Source organism: Pedobacter sp. Hv1 (genome assembly GCF_001412215.1).
Taxonomy (GTDB): Bacteria; Bacteroidota; Bacteroidia; order Sphingobacteriales; family Sphingobacteriaceae; genus Pedobacter.
In genome coordinates this window covers 63297-82592 of record NZ_LLWP01000007.1, presented here as the reverse complement: position 1 = coordinate 82592, position 19296 = coordinate 63297, and the positions used below count along the sequence as shown (strand labels likewise).

Annotated in this window: 17 protein-coding genes; all 17 read left to right on the top strand. The window is 39.1% G+C overall.

Annotated features, from left to right (window positions below; all coding sequences use genetic code 11):
* The first annotated feature begins 11 nt into the window (after positions 1 to 11).
* The 17 genes from mobA to AQF98_RS14155 all read left to right on the top strand — a co-directional run bounded on the left by mobA (position 12) and on the right by AQF98_RS14155 (position 19273).
* Positions 12 to 497 carry a conjugal transfer protein MobA gene (gene mobA / locus AQF98_RS14235; protein WP_055132633.1) on the top strand — a complete coding sequence of 162 codons (486 nt, stop codon included), beginning with the start codon at positions 12 to 14 and terminating at the stop codon, positions 495 to 497.
* Between the two features lie 2 nt (positions 498 to 499).
* Complete coding sequence (mobB, locus tag AQF98_RS14230) at positions 500 to 1789, top strand: conjugal transfer protein MobB (RefSeq protein WP_055132632.1); 1290 nt, start codon at positions 500 to 502, stop codon at positions 1787 to 1789.
* Positions 1790 to 1887: 98 nt separating this feature from the next.
* Positions 1888 to 3888, top strand: a complete 2001-nt coding sequence (mobC, locus tag AQF98_RS14225) for a conjugal transfer protein MobC (RefSeq protein WP_200911892.1) — start codon at positions 1888 to 1890, stop codon at positions 3886 to 3888.
* A gap of 107 nt (positions 3889 to 3995) precedes the next feature.
* A complete protein-coding gene (locus AQF98_RS14220) occupies positions 3996 to 4391 on the top strand; it encodes a hypothetical protein (protein WP_055132630.1) in 396 nt (131 codons plus the stop codon).
* A gap of 479 nt (positions 4392 to 4870) precedes the next feature.
* Positions 4871 to 9211, top strand: coding sequence for a CusA/CzcA family heavy metal efflux RND transporter (locus AQF98_RS14215; protein ID WP_055132629.1), 4341 nt, complete (start codon positions 4871 to 4873; stop codon positions 9209 to 9211).
* Positions 9212 to 9259: 48 nt separating this feature from the next.
* Positions 9260 to 10393, top strand: a complete 1134-nt coding sequence (locus AQF98_RS14210; protein WP_019977009.1) for an efflux RND transporter periplasmic adaptor subunit — start codon at positions 9260 to 9262, stop codon at positions 10391 to 10393.
* On the top strand, positions 10383 to 10757 hold the full coding sequence (locus AQF98_RS14205; protein ID WP_019977008.1) for a diacylglycerol kinase: 375 nt from the start codon (positions 10383 to 10385) through the stop codon (positions 10755 to 10757). Before AQF98_RS14210 ends, AQF98_RS14205 begins: the two co-directional genes overlap by 11 nt.
* A 13-nt stretch (positions 10758 to 10770) precedes the next feature.
* The gene (locus AQF98_RS14200) at positions 10771 to 12741 is read left to right on the top strand and encodes an LTA synthase family protein (RefSeq protein ID WP_055132637.1); all 1971 of its coding nucleotides are present in this window, start codon (positions 10771 to 10773) and stop codon (positions 12739 to 12741) included.
* A gap of 70 nt (positions 12742 to 12811) precedes the next feature.
* Positions 12812 to 13252: a thioredoxin family protein gene (locus tag AQF98_RS14195; protein WP_012026433.1), complete on the top strand. Its 441-nt coding sequence runs from the start codon at positions 12812 to 12814 to the stop codon at positions 13250 to 13252.
* Positions 13249 to 14178, top strand: a complete 930-nt coding sequence (locus AQF98_RS14190; protein ID WP_012026434.1) for an FAD:protein FMN transferase — start codon at positions 13249 to 13251, stop codon at positions 14176 to 14178. Before AQF98_RS14195 ends, AQF98_RS14190 begins: the two co-directional genes overlap by 4 nt.
* Positions 14175 to 14393: a DUF4266 domain-containing protein gene (locus AQF98_RS14185; RefSeq protein WP_019977004.1), complete on the top strand. Its 219-nt coding sequence runs from the start codon at positions 14175 to 14177 to the stop codon at positions 14391 to 14393. Before AQF98_RS14190 ends, AQF98_RS14185 begins: the two co-directional genes overlap by 4 nt.
* A 31-nt stretch (positions 14394 to 14424) precedes the next feature.
* Positions 14425 to 15603 (top strand): DUF3570 domain-containing protein, encoded by a 1179-nt coding sequence (locus AQF98_RS14180; protein ID WP_055132628.1) that lies wholly within the window; start codon positions 14425 to 14427, stop codon positions 15601 to 15603.
* A 1-nt stretch (position 15604) separates the two neighbouring features.
* Complete coding sequence (locus AQF98_RS14175; protein ID WP_055132627.1) at positions 15605 to 16360, top strand: phosphatase PAP2 family protein; 756 nt, start codon at positions 15605 to 15607, stop codon at positions 16358 to 16360.
* 9 nt (positions 16361 to 16369) lie between these two features.
* Complete coding sequence (locus AQF98_RS14170) at positions 16370 to 16939, top strand: cytochrome b/b6 domain-containing protein (protein WP_200911887.1); 570 nt, start codon at positions 16370 to 16372, stop codon at positions 16937 to 16939.
* A 32-nt stretch (positions 16940 to 16971) separates the two neighbouring features.
* A complete protein-coding gene (locus AQF98_RS14165) occupies positions 16972 to 17661 on the top strand; it encodes a VIT family protein (protein WP_055132625.1) in 690 nt (229 codons plus the stop codon).
* A 78-nt stretch (positions 17662 to 17739) separates the two neighbouring features.
* Positions 17740 to 18342 (top strand): HD domain-containing protein, encoded by a 603-nt coding sequence (locus AQF98_RS14160; RefSeq protein WP_012026439.1) that lies wholly within the window; start codon positions 17740 to 17742, stop codon positions 18340 to 18342.
* Positions 18343 to 18430: 88 nt separating this feature from the next.
* The gene (locus AQF98_RS14155; protein ID WP_012026440.1) at positions 18431 to 19273 is read left to right on the top strand and encodes an RteC domain-containing protein; all 843 of its coding nucleotides are present in this window, start codon (positions 18431 to 18433) and stop codon (positions 19271 to 19273) included.
* The last annotated feature ends 23 nt before the right edge of the window (positions 19274 to 19296 follow it).

The window sequence follows — 19296 nt, the reverse complement described above, 5'->3', positions numbered from 1 at the left end:
AGGGGGCAGAAATGGCTCGCCGAAGTCGAGGTTTTGTGTGGATTAAAAATGGATTAGTGAGGAACGAGAACAGTAACAAAAAACAGAATAAGGGCGGACGGACACCGAAAACCGACCCGAGCATCCACCGCCACGTTTTCCGTCTTACAGACGAAGAAAATGCCAAACTTTTATCGCTTTTTGAAGCATCGGGAATGCCCAACAAAGCAAAGTTTATCATTTCCCTGCTGTTCAGTAAGGAAATGAAATCGGTTAGAATTGATAAAGGAACGGTTGATTTTTATATGCGATTGACCTCGTTTCACAGTCAGTTTCGCTCCGTAGGTGTGAATTATAATCAGATTGTAAAGCTGTTGTACAAGAATTTTTCCGAGAAAAAAGCCGCAGCGTTCCTTTACAAATTGGAAAAACAGACGGCTGAAATGGCGATGCTATGCCAAAAAATCATTCAGATAACCGAAGAATTTGAAGCAAAACATCTGAAAAAACAGCCTTAGAAATGATAGCGAAAATCGGAAGAAGCGGAAATTTATACGGAGCATTGGCGTACAATCAGCTCAAAGTGGAGAATGAAAACGGAAAAATTTTGTTTGCCAATAAGATGATTGAAACCGCTAACGGTCATTATTCCGTTGCACAATTAGCCCAATCTTTTGCCCCTTATCTCATAGCCAACCGCAATACCGAAAAGCATACGTTGCATATTTCGCTCAATCCCGACCCGAAAGACAAGGTAAGTGATGACAGGTACAGGGAAATGGCAGAGCAGTATATGCGTGAAATGGGTTACGGCGAACAACCTTTTGTGGTATTCAAGCATACCGATATTGACCGTAGCCATATTCATATTGTATCGGTTTGCGTGGACGAAGAGGGCAAAAAGATTTCGGACAAGTTCGAGAAAATGCGGTCTATGAATGTGTGCCGTGAACTCGAAAGGAAACACGGTTTGATACCCGCAACGGAAAAGGAGCATCGGCAGAACGACAAGATTTTCCGTCCGGTAGATTATCGCGCAGACGATGTGAAAAGTCAGATAGCTTCAGTTGTTCGAAACCTGCCGAACTATTATCAATATCAAACTTTGGGAGAATACAACGCTCTGCTTTCCCTATTCAATGTAACCACCGAAAAGGTGGAGGGCGAATTGCAGGGGCAACTACGGCAGGGTTTACTATACATTCCGTTAAACGAACAAGGCGAAAGAGCCGGACATCCATTCAAGGCTTCACTTTTTGGAAAGAACGCAGGGCTACCGACTTTGGAATTGTATTTTGCGAAATGCAAAGAGACTTTAAAAGACCATCCGACAAAGCCAACCATCAAAGCTGCCGTTACCATTGCCCTGAAATCAACAAACGATGAGCAGGCCTTTAAAAAACAGTTAGCCGAACAGGGTATTAACGTAGTGGTGCGTAGAAATGACACAGGACGTATTTACGGAATAACTTTTATAGACCACAATTCTAAAACGGTTTGGAACGGTTCACGATTGGGAAAGGAACTTTCAGCCAGTACTTTTAATGATTATTGGAATAACACCATCAAACCTGAAATTAAAGAACGTACTGTACCACCGATGAAACAATCTATATCAAATGATGTGGCTCTTCCGCAGGAAGAGCCACATCATTTGTTCGACTTCCTGAATAGTAATGAAAAACAGGAAGACGGTTTGATTGAAGTATTGGGCGGTTTATTGCCCGAAGCACAGGGCGAAGATTACGAGGAACAGGATTTTGCCAACAAAATGAAGAAGAAAAGAAACCGCCAAAGAGGTCAGAAATAGCAATCAGCCAAACACCGCCACGCACCGCCATTGAGTGCCACATTCTTATAGCCACTATATAGAGCCTTTAAATTCACGCCCGAACATTAAAACTAAAAATAATGCAGGGAGAAGACGATTTAAGAGGACTTGCCAAGATTATGGCATTTATGAGGGCAGTAAGTATCCTTTTGGTACTGATGCACCTTTATTGGTTCTGCTACGGTTTCTTTATAGAACGTGGCTGGACTTTAGAAATCATCAACAAAGTATTGGGCAATTTTCAGCGAACGGCAGGGCTGTTTTCGCATACCCTATATACCAAGCTGTTTGCTTTGGTATTGTTGGCATTAAGCTGTTTGGGTTCTAAGGGAGTTAAAAATGAAAAGATAACCTGGTCTAAAATCTATGTGGCTTTAGTTATTGGTGCTATCCTGTTTTTTCTGAATTTCCCTTTACTAAAGCTACCGTTATTAACCGCTACAATCCTTTATATCCTTACCACAGGTTTAGGCTATATCGCTTTAATGGTAGCCGGAGTTTGGATGAGCCGACTACTTCGTACCAATCTGATGGATGATGTTTTCAACAATGAGAACGAGAGTTTTCAGCAGGAAACTAAATTAATGGAAAACGAGTATTCCGTCAATCTTCCCACGAAGTTTTATTATAAAGGAAAATGGAACAACGGCTGGATTAACATCGTCAATCCTTTTCGAGCCTCGATTGTGTTGGGTACTCCGGGTTCAGGAAAATCGTATGCAATCGTAAACAACTACATCAAGCAACAGATTGAGAAAGGCTTTAGTATGTACATCTACGATTTTAAATTTGATGACCTTTCCACCATTGCTTACAATCATCTATTGAAGCATCGGGATAAGTACAAAGTTCAACCCAAATTCTACGTCATCAACTTTGACGACCCACGTAAGAGCCACCGTTGCAATCCACTCAATCCCGATTTTATGACGGACATATCCGATGCTTACGAAGCTGCCTATACCATAATGCTGAACCTCAATCGAAGCTGGATACAGAAGCAAGGGGATTTTTTCGTGGAAAGCCCAATTATCCTATTGGCGGCAATTATTTGGTATCTGAAAATCTATGAAAACGGTAAGTATTGTACATTCCCACACGCCATTGAATTGCTTAATAAAAAGTATTCGGACGTATTTACTATTTTAACCTCATATCCCGATTTGGAAAATTATTTGTCGCCTTTTATGGATGCGTGGCAATCCGGAGCACAAGACCAATTACAGGGGCAAATCGCATCGGCAAAAATTCCTTTGTCAAGAATGATTAGCCCGCAGTTGTATTGGGTAATGACAGGCGATGATTTTACGCTTGACATCAATAACCCGAAAGAGCCGAAAATTTTGTGCGTGGGTAATAATCCCGACCGTCAAAATATCTACTCCGCAGCATTGGGTTTGTACAATTCAAGGATTGTGAAGCTCATCAACAAAAAGGGGCAATTAAAGAGTTCTGTTATCATAGATGAGTTGCCAACCATTTATTTTAGAGGACTGGATAATCTTATCGCAACTGCGAGAAGTAATAAGGTAGCGGTTTGTTTGGGTTTTCAGGATTTTTCGCAATTAACAAGGGATTACGGCGACAAGGAAAGTAAGGTTATCCAAAATACGGTAGGTAATATTTTCAGCGGACAGGTTGTAGGAGAAACGGCAAAAAGTCTTTCGGAACGCTTCGGGAAAGTATTGCAGAAACGCCAAAGTATGACGATTAACAGGAATGATAAATCTACCTCTATTTCTACACAGTTAGACAGTCTTATTCCAGCTTCCAAAATTTCAACGCTTACACAGGGTATGTTTGTGGGTTCAGTTTCGGACAACTTTGATGAACGTATCGACCAAAAGATTTTCCACGCTGAAATCGTAGTGGATAATGAAAAAGTTGCCGCCGAAACCAAAGCCTATCAGAAGATACCGGAAATCCTATCCTTTGTTAATGAACACGGTGAGGATAAAATGAAACAGGAAATCGAAAGCAATTACCGTCAGATAAAAATAGATATTGTAAATATTATTGAAAGCGAAATGGAGCGTATCAAGAATGATCCAAACTTACAGCATTTGCTTTCACGGTAAATAATAAAAAGTGTCTGAATATCGAAATTATGCAATAGTTTATCTGGATACAGTATAAATTACGGTGAAATGTGGGATTAAATGTAGTTTTCAGTAACTTTGTGAGTATGAAAAAAGTGCTCGCAATATTTTTTCTATCTACATATCTTATTTCAACAACAGAATTAGGTCAGTTGTTGAAGTTTCCTATGCTGGTAGAGCATTATTTCGAGCATAAAGAAAAAAATCCTCAAATTTCCGTCATGGAGTTTCTGGTACTTCATTACGAAGGTAACCACCTTGAAAATCATCCTCACGATGATGATTATGATCAGGATCAAAAACTACCTTTCATTATGCACGGAGATGTATTAAGCTTTTGCTTCGTATATCCCCAACCGCTTTTTTTTGAATCATTTCATAAAATTGACATACGAGAATCGTCTAAGGTAGTTTCTTTTGACGATGCGTTTATCTCCAACCAGTTTCTTTCTTCTATTTGGCAGCCTCCAAGATCTTGTTAATTCTTTTTTAACCAATTGACTTTTCGTAAATTCTTTTTGCACTTTGCATAAAGGAAGGTTTGCTATGCAGTATTAACACGTTCTATTGAATGCAGGTTGGTGTTATACTTTGGAGAAAAATATTTTATTTCTTTTTCGAATTCATCCAAAGTTAAAAAAACATTGCCACATTGTTTTTTGTGATAATCTGCATATTGCATGGGCTTTTCTTATGGCATGATTGTGTGGAATTTCATCTTCAACTCAATTCTAGGGTATTCTGTATGGCCTGCCTGAAACTTTGTTGAGGTGCGATTTTGTTATGCACTGATCTCCTACATGAAAGTGTTATATCATTATTATTCATTCCTGTCTCCATAAAACCGGAGCTTCATAGAATGTGATTGTCAATTGGTTAATCCTGTTATTTTATTTACGATAAATACTGCTGTATCTATTTGTAATTGTATTGAATAATAATTTGATTAACAAGTAAAACTATGCTTACTAAAATCATTGAGTTTTCCGTAAGGAATAAACTCATAATAGGGCTTTTGGTCATTGCACTCATTGGAATTGGTGCCTACCAAACCACAAAATTACCAATTGATGCTGTGCCCGACATCACCAACAACCAGGTACAGGTTATTACGATAGCCCCTTCTTTTGGTGCGACGGATATAGAACGCCTGGTTACCTTCCCCATAGAACAAGCAACGGGCAACATTTCCGGTACCAAAGAAATACGCAGCTTTTCCCGTTTTGGGCTCTCGCTCGTTACCATTGTTTTTGATGATGATATAGATGTTTATTGGGCAAGACAACAGGTGGCTGAACGTTTGCAGCAAGTGCAAAGTCAAATCCCCCAGGGGATCGGCACACCGGCATTAGGACCAATTTCTACCGGCTTGGGCGAAATATATCAATATGTAGTCCGCCCCAAGAAAGGTTACGAACAAAAATATGACATCGCCGAACTGCGTACCATTCAGGACTGGATTGTGCGCAGGCAGTTATTAAGCGTAAAGGGGGTTGCTGAAGTGAGTAGTTTCGGTGGCAAACTCAAGCAATATGAAATTGCAGTAAACCCTGACAAACTTAATGCCTACGGGATTAGCATCAACGATATTTTTTCGGCTTTGGAAGAAAACAATCAAAATACCGGTGGTGCATATATCGAAAAAGGGCCTACCGTTTTATATGTCCGCAGCGAAGGCCTGATAGGCAGCCTGGAAGATATCGGCAATATTTCCATTGCCAATAAAAATAATGAAACACCTTTGTTTATCCGTGATGTGGCAAACGTGAAAATGGGTTATGCCACTCGTTATGGGGCTATGACTTACAACGACCAGGGCGAAGTTTCGGGTGCCGTAGTGATGATGCTGAAAGGTGCAAACAGCAGCGAAGTCATCAAGAATGTAAAAGCTAAAGTAGCCCAAATACAGAAAACCCTGCCCGAAGGCGTAGTTGTTGAGCCTTTCCTGGACCGTACCAAAATGGTCAATAATGCCATCAGTACAGTCGAAAAAAACCTGATGGAAGGCGCACTGATTGTAGTGCTCGTTTTGGTTCTGTTCCTTGGGAATTTCAGGGCGGGATTACTGGTAGCATCGGTTATTCCGCTGGCCATGCTTTTTGCCATCTGTATGATGAATTTGTTTGGCGTAAGCGGCAACCTGATGAGCCTTGGAGCCTTGGATTTCGGGCTGATTATAGACGGTGCCGTCATCATTGTGGAATCGGTGATGCATCAACTCTCGCATAACGCCAGATTTCAGCAAATGACCAATTTATCCAAAAAAGAAATGAATAATACGGTAATTGGTTCTGCTGGAAAAATGATGAACAGTGCTGTTTTCGGTCAAATCATCATTCTGATCGTTTATCTTCCCATCCTAAGTTTGCAAGGTATAGAAGGCAAAATGTTCCGACCGATGGCACAGACCGTGGCCTTTGCTTTATTGGGCGCATTTTTATTATCGCTTACCTATATCCCAATGATGAGTTCCTGGGTACTGAGCAGGAAAATCAGCCATAAGCACAATCTTTCAGACAGGGTTATGCGTCGTGTAGAAGCCTTCTACCAAAAATTTTTGTTAAAAGCCATCCGCATCCCCAAACGCATTATCGCCGTGGTTTCGGTTTTATTTATTGCGGCCATTTTCGTGATGTCGAGATTGGGAGGCGAGTTTATCCCGTCATTGGAAGAAGGCGATTTTGCAGTGGATACCAGGGTCTTAACGGGAAGTAACCTTAATACGACCATTGCAAGCACCCAAAAGGCCGCTCACATCCTAAAAACACGCTTTCCTGAAGTGATAAAAGTAGTAACCAAAATAGGTAGCGGCGAGGTACCCACAGACCCGATGCCGATGGACGCCAGCGATATGATGGTGATTCTGAAAGACAAAAGCGAATGGACATCTGCCAAAACTTTTCCGGAACTATCCGAGAAAATGAGCAAGGCCTTGGAAGATGTACCGGGAATTACCGCAGGTTTTCAATATCCGGTAAATATGCGGTTCAATGAACTGATGACGGGTGCAAGACAGGATGTGGTCCTGAAAATTTTTGGGGATGATTTGGATTCCCTGGCAGCAACGGCTGACAAATTAGGCAAAATAATCAATACGGTGGATGGCGTACAGAACCTTTATATAGAACCTATAACCGGAATGCCCCAGGTTATTATTACCTATAACCGCCCAATGATTGCCCAATACCATTTGTCTGTAGCCGGCATCAACAAGGTGGTCAATACGGCATTTGCCGGACAAAGCACCGGTTTGGTTTTCGAAGGGGAAAAACGTTTTGATATGGTTGTAAAACTAAATGCCGACGTGCGGAAGAATCTGGAAGATGTACAGAATTTATTGATCCCTATACCTTCCGGCAATCAGATTCCACTTTCACAGTTGGCAGAAGTGCAGATCAAAGATGGTCCCAATCAAATTCAGCGGGAGAATACACAACGCAGGATTATTGTCGGCTTCAATATAAAAGGCCGGGATGTGCAAAGTATTGTTCAGGAATTGCAAGCCAAAGTGAATAAGCAAATCAAGCTTCCTGCCGGGTATTCTATTACATACGGTGGCTCGTTCGAGAATCTGAACCAGGCAAAAAGCCGTTTGATGGTTGCGGTGCCTATTTCATTGGCTTTGATATTCATTCTCTTATTTTTTGCTTTTAAATCAGTGAAGGAAAGTTTATTGATTTATACCGCAATCCCATTATCCACCATTGGCGGAATTTTCTTTTTAGCACTTCGGGGAATGCCTTTTAGCATAAGTGCCGGTATAGGTTTCATTGCACTGTTCGGCGTGGCTGTTTTAAATGGAATTGTTTTGGTCGCCGAATTCAACCGTTTAAAAAAATCAGGAATCAAAAACATTGTCCGCATCGTGGTGGACGGAACAGAATCCCGTTTACGCCCCGTGCTGATGACCGCATTTGTGGCTTCATTGGGCTTTATTCCAATGGCGCTGAGCAATGGTGCAGGTGCAGAGGTGCAGCGTCCGTTGGCAACGGTAGTTATTGGTGGACTGATGGGGGCTACTTTGCTCACATTATTCGTTCTTCCTTTATTGTTCATCGCATTTGAAAAAGGTTTTACAATGAATCTATTCAAGAAAAAAGCAATCACATTATTGATCGTTTCAGGGATTTCTTTAATGGGAATGGGTTCTGTTAAAGCACAGGAAAAAATCACATTAGACAGGGCTATTGCATTGGCTGTTCAAAATAATCAAAATTTAAGAACTGAAAAACTGAAGGCCGATTATGCCAAGGCCATCATCAAAACTTCGGCTGATATTCCGCAGACCAGCATTACGGCAGATTATGGACAGATTAACGGTGCATACAACGATACCAAGTTCGGAATTTCACAGAATATCGCATTTCCAACGGTTTATAAAATGCAGAAAGAATTGTTTACACAGGAATGGAAATACAGTTTGCTGAATGTTTCGTTGAAAGAATTTGAATTAAAAAAAGCCGTTACCCAAACTTTTTATGCCATCCTGTTCTGGCAGGAAAAGGAAAGGCTGCTGCTAAAAGCAGATTCCTTATACGCTGATTTCTATGCCAAATCCTTGTTGCGCCTGCAAAAAGGAGAAAGCAATATTTTGGAAAAAACCACTGCACAGAATCAAAAGGCTGCTATCAATATCCAGTTGAAACAGGTGCAGCGGGAATTAGAAACAGCGAAGTTGCAGTGGCAATGGTTATTAAATTCGGATACGGTCTATAAAGTGGAATCCCCTGAAAAGATAATTCCGCTACAGGTGGATGAAACCGGCAAAAACCCTGTTATACAGGTTTTGGAACAGCAGAAAAATATTGCAGCGAGCCAAACTAAAGTAGAAAAATCCAAGTTGCTGCCCGGTTTGATGATTGGTTACAATCTCAACAGTTTCAAAGGAACCGGAGCCGATGATAAGTTATACAACGCTTCCCCTCAATTCCATTCTGTACAGGTTGGTTTTTCCATTCCTGTTTTTTCACAGTCGCAAAGAGCGAGAATCAATGCTTCCAAAATCACGGAAAGTATTACCGAAAACCAATTGCAGGCTACAAGTGCTTATTTACAGAACCGGTATAAACAACTCTCGGAAAACTATCAGCGCAATTTGGAAATTGTAAACTATTATGAAAGTGAAGGGCTAAAAAATGCGGCAGTCGTTACCGAAACAATACAAAAGCAGTTCACCAACGGGGAAATCAATTACCTGGACTTTGTAATGCTCATAAATCAAGCCATCAGTATTCAAAGTAATTACGCTGATGCTGTCAAAATGCTGAACGATACTATTATACAAATCAATTATCTCAATTAAATTCTTATGACAATGTATTCATTCGATATAAAAAATAAAAACCGGGGCATGCTGAAAATACTGCTTCCCGTTCTGGGAATATTGTTGCTGGTTCAATGCCAAAACAAGCCTAAAGAAGATGTTAAACAAGCTGTTGTAAATGAAAGCAATACCGTAGTATTAACGGATGCCCAATTAAAAAATGCGGCTGTTGAAACGGTACGCCTTTCAGAAAAAAACATTGCCACTGTTTTAAAATTAAACGGAAAGATTGACGTGCCGCCGCAAAACCTGATTTCGGTAAGTGTGCCTTTGGGCGGTTTTTTGAAGAGCACCCGCTTACTGCCCGGAATGTATGTGCGCAAAGGGGAAACTATTGCCGTGATGGAAGACCCGCAGTATATAAAACTGCAACAGGACTATTTGCAGGCCAAATCAAAACTGCACTTTGCTCAGCTGGATTACCAGCGACAAAAAGACCTCAACCAAAGCCAGGCCAGCAGCGATAAGGTAATGCAGACTGCACAGGCAGAAGTGAATAACCAGCAGATTATGATGAATGCCCTGGCACAGCAATTACGCCTTATCAACATCAATCCCAATAGCCTGAATGCGAATAAAATCACTAAAACCATTCCGGTTTACAGCACGATCAATGGCTTTGTGAGCAAGGTAAATGTGAACATCGGGAAATATGTAAATCCTGCAGACATATTATTTGAATTAGTCAATCCCAACGATTTGCACCTCAATTTGAAAGTCTATGAAAACGACATAGATAAACTGAAAATCGGGCAAAAACTAATGGCCTATTCCAATGCAGAACCTGGCAAAAAATATGAAGGGGAAATCATCCTTATCAGCAAAGACATCAGCAGCGATGGTATTTCGGAAGTGCATTGTCATTTTGACCCCTATAACAAAAGCCTGTTGCCGGGTATGTACATGAATGCCGAAATAGAAACCAAAATCTCGTTCGCTCATGCCGTTCCGGAAGAAAGCATCGTGAATTTTGAGGGAAAGGATTATGTGTTTGTGCAAACTGCCAGACAAACCTATAAAATGCTGCCCATAACTGTAGGCGGGAAAGAAAACGGCTTTGTCCAGATTGTAAATGATACAGATTTTACAGATAAAAATATCGTTTCCAAAAATGCCTATACGCTCTTAATGAAACTAAAAAATACGGAGGATGAAGAGTAAAGGAGGTTTTTTAAAGGGCAGAGCAAAAAGCTTGGTATTTACATTAAGAGGAACTTGGTATTTACTCACAACCGAAGATGCTGCGAAGGCTCAGTTCTTTCTTTGTTCTGTTTTCATTGTGATAGGATTTTATTTTGGTATCAACCGTTATGAATGGATGTTTCAATTAGCTGCTATCGGAGCGATACTCGCAGTGGAGGCGTTAAATACAGCGGTAGAAAAATTATGCGATTTCATCCATCCTGATTATCACCCGAAAATAGGTTTTATCAAAGACATCTCTGCGGGAGCTTCAGCCTTCATGGTACTGGTTTCGATAGTATGTGCTTCTATTATCTATTATCCCTATTTGTTCCATGATTAACTCAAATTCAATTATGAAAAAAATATTTTTAAGCAGATATGGATTGCTGCTTTCAACAATAATTATTTACATTATTACGTCTTTTTTGATAAGGCTTACACTTAGCATTATTTCTTTTCATAATCTTGACGGACATGTATATAATATGCTATGCACATTCGCCATTGGCTTATGTTACGATATCACGGTTGCTTTATTTATTACCACTTTCTATAATGTTTATCTGCTGCTTTTCCCAACCTGTTTTATTGGTTCTATAGCGGACAGAATACTTACTTTTTTCATACTGATCGTAACGCTCTTTATCACCTATTTTGGTTCTGTCGCAGAGTTTCCGTTTTGGGATGAATTTGGGTCACGATTTAATTTTATTGCAGTAGATTATCTCATTTATACGTATGAAGTTATAGAAAATATTAAAGAATCCTATCCTTTACCGTTACTGATCGGGGGATTGCTATTGTTAGTACTATTAACCTTGTTTTTACTAAATAAGAAGAAAATTTCCCGCGCTGCTTTTACCAATAAAATGCCTTTTAAAAAAAGGTTGGTCGTATCATCAGCCTTATTGGCAACGACCGCCCTTTTGGGTATTTCCCTGACCAATAAAAATGCGGAGTTCAGTAAAAACACAACTGTAAATGAGCTTAGCAAAAATGGTATTTTTTCCTTTTTTGCTGCATTCAGGTCTAATGAATTAGATTATGATGCTTTTTATCTGACCCTGTCACAACGCGATGCATACACTATTCTAAAAAAAGAATTAGTGCAAGGAAACCAAGAATATGTTTCAACGGATTTTGACGCCATTTCGAGAATTACCAAAGGGAACGGGCAACCGGTTCAATATCCGAATATTATTTTGGTTACCATAGAAAGTTTTAGTGCTGAATTCCTGTCTGCTTTTGGTAATAAAAAAAATATCACGCCAAATTATGATTCAATGGCAAATGAAAGCATATTTTTTAAAAATATGTATGCAACCGGAACACGTACAGTTCGTGGAATGGAAGCCTTAGCACTGTCGGTTCCGCCAACACCTGGAAATAGTATTGTACGAAGACCGAATAATAAAAACATTTATTCCATCGGTACGGTGTTAAAAGAAAAAGGGTATCAGCTAAATTTCATTTATGGCGGAGATGGTTATTTTGATAATATGAATACTTTTTTCGGAGGACAAGGTTTTGATATTATTGATAGGGACAGGGGGAATCCGCTATCTGATAATATTGATACACAGCGTTTTCCTATTCAGGATAACGAAGTCAGCTTTGAAAATGCCTGGGGTATTTGCGATGAGGATATTTACAAACAATCCATCAAAAATGCCGATTCAGAGTTTCGGCAGAATAAACCGTTTTTCCAGTTTATAATGACCTCTTCCAACCACAAACCTTACACCTTCCCCAACGGAAAAATAGATTTACCGCAAGGAGATAGAGATGGAGCTGTAAAATATACTGATTATGCACTGGGCAAATTCATCAATCAGGCAAAAACAAAACCGTGGTTTAAAAATACGGTTTTCGTAATCGTCGCTGACCATTGCGCAAGCAGTGCCGGAAAGTGGGAGATTAACATTGAAAAGCACCGTATTCCGGCTATAATCTATAATCTGAACCATCAGCAAACGCAAATAGACCGCTTGGTTTCTCAAATCGACCTCATGCCAACGCTATTGGGATATTTAAACTGGAATTACCAGTCTTCATTTTATGGCAAAGATATTAATCAAACCAAAATTGGCGATGAAAGAGCATTTATTGGGAACTACAGAACACTTGGATTATTAAAAGGAAACGTTTTTACACAACTGAATGATAAAAAAAGAGTAACACAATTCCGTTGGAATGAACGGAGTAAAACAATGTCAGAGGTTAAAGATACCAATAATCGTTTTTTAATTACTCAAACAATAGCCTGTTATCAAACAGCCAGTGAGCGATTTAAAAAAGGACGAATGAAAGAAAAGCAGCATTAGACAGCATATTTTATCGGCAAAATTCAGCACTAATGGTATCGTTAAAAACCATTTATAAAAATTAAAAACAATGAAAAAAATACTCTTAATTCTCCATGTGATGGTGATGTCCCACGCATTTGGGCAGACCGCGATAGAAAACGCAAAACAACAAGCCAAAGAACAGCACCGATTGATTCTATTGAATTTTTCGGGTTCAGATTGGTGTGTACCCTGCATCAAAATGCACAAAACTATTTTTGAAAACGGAACCTACAAACAAATGGCCGACAGCCTTTTGGTGTATGTAAATGCGGATTTTCCGAGAAAAAAGAAAAACCAGCCCTTATCCCAAACCATAAAGGAAAATGAAGCTTTGGCAGATAAATATAATCCCGGCGGCGCTTTCCCTTTTACCCTTTTACTGGATGCGGATGGAAAAATAATAAAAACCTGGGAAGGCCTCCCGAAAGAAGGTGTTGATGGGTTTACAAACGAAATCATAACCCTATACAAAAAAGTAAAAAAATGACAGCAAAGGAATTTCGCAAAACCGAAAAGCTGATGGGCAATGCCTTTGAAATCACGGTAGTGGGAGCAGATGAGGTTTTAGCCTATCAACAAATTGATTCCGCCATTGGGGAGATTAAACGGATTGAGCAATTGTTTACCACTTTTAAAACGGACAGTCAGACCAACCTGATTAATAACAATGCCGGAATACAGGCGGTGAAAGTAGATGAAGAAGTTTTTAACCTGATAGAAAGAAGCCTCCGCATCAGCCGTATTACCAATGGTTTTTTTGACATCACTTACGGAGGTGTGGATAAAAGTCTGTGGAATTTTGATCGGTCAATGACCAGACTGCCCGATGCCGAAACGGCAAAAAAACTGGTTTATCTCATTAATTATCAAAATGTAATCCTGAACAGGGAGAACAGTACGGTCTATCTCAAAGAAAAAGGGATGCGTATTGGTTTCGGTGGAATTGGAAAAGGCTATGCCGCAGAAATGGCCAAGAATGTTTTGCAAAAACAAGGTGTAGGTTCAGGTATCATCAATGCTTCAGGAGACTTAACAGTATGGGGTACACAGGCTGATGGTAAACCCTGGACAATAGGCATTGCCAACCCGGACCAGGCCCGGCTGCCATTTTCTTATTTGAACCTTACGGACACTGCCATTGCCACCTCGGGAAACTATGAAAAATATGTGAAGGTTGGCGGTAAAAAATACTCGCACACCATCAATCCGAAAACAGGTATGCCAATTACCGGGATAAAAAGTGTAACGGTTATTTGCCCCAATGCAGAAATCGCAGATGCTATGGCTACCCCTATCAGTATTATGGGCGTTAAGGCAGGATTGGAAATGATAAACCAAATCCATCAGATAGAATGCATCATCATAGATGACAAAAACAAAATATTCACTTCAAAAAATATCAATTTAATATGAAAACAAATAAAATAATCCTGCTAAGTGCTATCGGTACATTATCGCTTGGTTCCTGCACCACAGTGAAAGAATATCAGAAAAACAAACTCAACGATGCCGAAATGGTATTGAGCAACCGTACCATAGAAAAAACTGAACTTAACTTTCAATCTTACCGTGAAGGAGCCTCCGGAGCCAATGCCGGAAAAAGTGGCGGGGGTTGTGGATGTAATTAAAATCAGTGAAATAGTAACCCGAAAAAGAAAAATGAAAAGAATATATATTAGTGCATTAGGACTTTTTAGTTTTTATCAAATCCAGGCACAGCAAATAAAAACAGATTCTGCATCGGTCGGAAAATTAAAAGTTGATGAAGTAAATTTAGTGTCCAGTTATTACAAACAGGATGGGAACAATTCTGCGGTAACGGGAGGTATCGGAACAGAAAAGCTGACCGATATTTCCAATATAATCAATGTGAAACTCATCCGATATGACAAGAAAAAACGCAAACACACTTTTGGGGCAGAATTGGGCATAGACCACTATACTTCTGCCTCTTCGGATATGATAGACCTCAAGGCCAATTCCTCAGCATCCAGTCAGGACATCAGAGTTTATCCTTCCTTGAGCTGGCAGGTAGAAAATGAAGAAAAGGGAAACAGTTTTATGGCAGGCGTGTCTTCTTCCACCGAATATGACTATCAATCTTTTGGGGCAAATATTGGTTTCTCCAAAAAAACAGCCAATAAAATGGGAGAATTAACAACCAATCTTCATGCGTATATCGATCAGGTAAAACTTATTCTTCCCATAGAATTGAGGCAAGGGACAGCAGAAGACGGCGGAACAGATAGCCGGAATACTTTTGCGGCATCACTTTCTTATTCGCAGATTATCAATGCCAATTTACAGCTCGTATTTCTTGTAGATGCCGTTCAGCAAAACGGACTATTGAGCCTTCCGTTTCACCGTGTATATTTTTCGGATGGAAGCGTACATCAGGAAAAACTTCCTGATAACCGGTTCAAGCTCCCTTTGGGTTTCCGTGCCAATTATTTCTTGGGTGACCGGTTCATTATCCGAACCTATTACCGCTATTATACAGATAATTGGGGTATAAATTCACATACTTTCAATATAGAAACACCGGTAAAATTATCCCCTTTTGTTTCCCTCAGTCCTTTCTACAGGTATTATACCCAGACAGCGGTAAAGTATTTCGGTGCCTACCAAACACACAACGAATCCAACGGGTTTTATACCAGCAATTATGATCTGTCCGGATTTAACAGCCAGTTCTTTGGTATGGGGGCCAGGTTCAATCTTCCCAACGGATTATTAGGAATCTCAAAATTCAATATGATTGAAATACGCTATGGGCATTATACAAAAACAACCGGTATGAAGGGTGATATCATTTCGTTGAACCTTAAGTTTAAATAAAATGAAGCGTGTTTTCTTAATATTTCTTCTATTTCCAACCTTGCTTTTTTCTCAAAACATAGAAGCAGATAGCAGCATTTTGTCTAAAACAACCAATCCTGCTTATCAGTTTTCCACTAAGAAGCTCATCATTCCCACAATTTTGGTTTCTTATGGTGTTTTAAGTCTAATGTCAGATGGTTTGAAAACACTTAACCAATCTACCCGTCACGAGAGCAGGGAACATATTTTGCCTGGTGCTAAGATTGACAACTACATGCAGTATGCTCCTGCTATTGCAGTCTATGGACTCAATCTGTCGGGGGTAAAAGGAAAACATAATTTCAGGGACAGAACCATCATATATGCAACCTCCCAACTCATATCAGCGGCAATGGTTTTGCCCACCAAACAGTTGGTTGGCGAGGAACGTCCGGATGGTTCCAGTAAGACTTCCTTCCCTTCCGGACATACGGCAACGGCTTTTTCATCCGCACATTTTATGTTCAGGGAATATAATGAAACCAATTTTTGGTTGGGTATTTCCGGCTATCCGATTGCTGCCATGACAGGAATCTACCGGATTTTTAATGACAAACATTGGGTTGGTGACGTGATGACCGGAGCAGGCATTGGCATTCTATCGACAGAAGTGGCGTATTGGTTGTTTCCAACCATTTCAAAATGGTTTGCAAATAAAAAGAATCAGGCATCACTGGTTATTCTACCTACTTATCAAACAAAACAATTTGGATTAGCAATCATTAAAACATTTTAAAATATGAAAATGGAAAACAAAAATCAGTTTACAGTAATTCACCGGATTTTACATTGGTCTGTTGCACTATTAATGTCTATTTTATTTATTACCGGATTTTTACGGATGTACTGGATGAGCAAAAAAACAATTATAGATACGGTTGAAACCGAGATGCAAAGCCACAACATTTCACTTGAAAAGGGACAGATAATACCTATCGTAAAAAGCATTCAGAAACCGATGTGGGAATGGCATGAATATGCTGCCTACTTTATGTTTCTGGCATTCTTAGTAAGGATAATTTATATGCTCGTAAAGGGAATTAAATTTCCTGATCCGTTGAAGAAATCCCAATCAGTAAAGGAAAGAATGCAAGGATTTATTTATGTAATTTTTTATCTGTTCATCGCCGTTTCTATTGTTACAGGATTTTACCTGAAATGGGGTGATGGTCAATGGAAAGAACCCATGGAAGCTGTTCATAAGTGGGCCATTTATTGGTTTCCGATATTCATTTTATTGCATTTTGGCGGAATCGTAATTGGTGAACTGACAAATAAAAAAGGAATAGTATCTAAGATGATAGGTGGAGAATAAAAATAATATAAACTATATAAATAATTATAAAAATGGAATTGGAAAAACATTATGTAAACAGAGTGGGTTGGTTAAGAGCTGCTGTTTTAGGAGCTAATGACGGATTGCTTTCCACCACAAGTATTGTAATTGGAGTTGCTGCCGCAGATCCCAGCCGACATGCTATAATTTTGGCGGCTTTGGCGGGAACCATCGCAGGAGCAATGTCGATGGCCGCAGGAGAATGTGTTTCTGTAAGCTCACAAGCTGATACAGAAAAATCGGACATAAACAGGGAGATGAAAGAGTTAGAAAAAATGCCTGAAATTGAACTCCACGAATTGGCAAAAATTTATAAAAAAAGAGGTGTCAGCAAAGAAACAGCAATGCTCGTGGCGAAAGAACTTACAGATCACAATGCACTGGAAGCACATACAAAAGACGAATTAGGAATAAACGAGATTACTGTAGCAAAACCTTTTCAGGCTTCAGTAGCATCGTTTTTCTCTTTTCTTTCCGGAGCAGCGTTGCCAATGATGGTCTCCATTTTTGCTCCAGAAAAAAATATGGTGTATTACCAATATGGTTTTTCGATTATTTTCTTAATGATTTTGGGGGCTATTGCTGCCAAAACAGGGGGCTCCAATATAGGGGTCGCAATAGTTAGAATTTGCTTCTGGGGGACTATTGCAATGGTAATAACGGCAATTGTTGGGTATGTATTTGGCGTAAATATTTCCTAACAATGATGAACGGAAAAATCAAAAGAATATTTAGGTTTTAATCCCAATGTAATTGTCAATTTAATAAATATTGATACAATGGATATATCAAAGCAAAATTATTTAAAAAGAATAGCGGAGTATGTAGTAAGCCTGTTTGATTCAAAGACTACCGCTGAACTATGCTATCATAATCTGGAACACACAAAGGCTGTTGTTAAAAATGCAGCTGAAATGGCAGATTTCTATCGTTTGAAAAATATGGAAAGATTTGTTTTGTTGGCGGCAGCATGGTTCCACGATACCGGTCAATTATTTGGGCCAATGGATGGCCATGAAAAAAGAGGAGCATTTATTATGGAACAATTTTTACGTAGCCAGAAAATTGATGCCAGTATTATACTGGCAATAAACAAAGCGATTATGGCAACAGAGGCAAATACAAAACCAACCAATTTAATCGAAGATATTTTACGGGATTCGGATGTGTACCATTTAGGAACCAAAGATTTCCGTCAAATGGATGAACTTGTATGGAAAGAAACAGAACAACGATCAGGGCACATAATTCCAGATAAATTACAGAAGTCATTGGACTTTCTCAACAAACACTGTTTTTATACAGCATATTGCAAAGATAGGCTGTTAACCGGAAAGAAAGCCAATATAGAATACCTGGAAGGCTTGATAAAGTCTTTTTGAGAATCCAAAACAATTTTATTATTGAATATTTATGGTTTAGTGCAAGGAAAATCCTTTAAAGAATAGCCATATCATACTACCTTTTTAAATGAACGATTTTTGTAAAAACATAATTAGAGATTTAGATGACGAGATTAATGAGTTATCTATCGAATTTAATGGCTCTTTAGCATTATGCGAAAAAGCTATTGGCTTAACTATAGACAAAATAGCTAAATTAAAACAAGTTGTATTAAAACGTGGTTTTAAAGACATTGAGGAAGAAATCCATTTTTTCAAACATTTGAAGCCTAATGTACTTTCTAAACTAATTTATTATAATTCTATCTACAAGATAGAAACCAAAAAGCCCTATGGTGGTGAAAAGGTAATTGAAACACATTTAAACAACGAGTTATTTAATCTTAAAAGATTTTTTGATAATAATCTTGAATTCTATAAGTATTATCGAACCAACAGCACTTATCTTGACCACAAATATTTCGTTCGTGGGAAGTATGATATTAAGTTAAGTTTGGATACTTACTATTTTGAATCTGATCATAGTTTTTCAACATCCCATGACTATAAGGTCGCCAAAATTATTGCGAACGACTTAATACAGGTTTATTTGGAGGATAATCTTTCTAATAATATTAGATACAGCACACTGAAAAGTGCGGAAAAAATCAAATCTACGCTAGTGTGGACAGCAAGTAAAACAGCACTGATTGAATTAATTTACGCATTACACACTCAAGGGGTTTTTGGTAATGGAACCATAGACATCAAAGTAATTGCGACTTATTTTGAGCAGACATTCAATGTTGATTTGGGAGATTTTTACCATACCTTTTTAGAACTTCGCAATAGAAAAACTAACCGAACCAAATTTATTGATACTCTAAAAGAAGGACTGTTACGGAGAATGGATGATCAAGAAGAAAAATAGAATTGATTTTAATTGCAATAAAA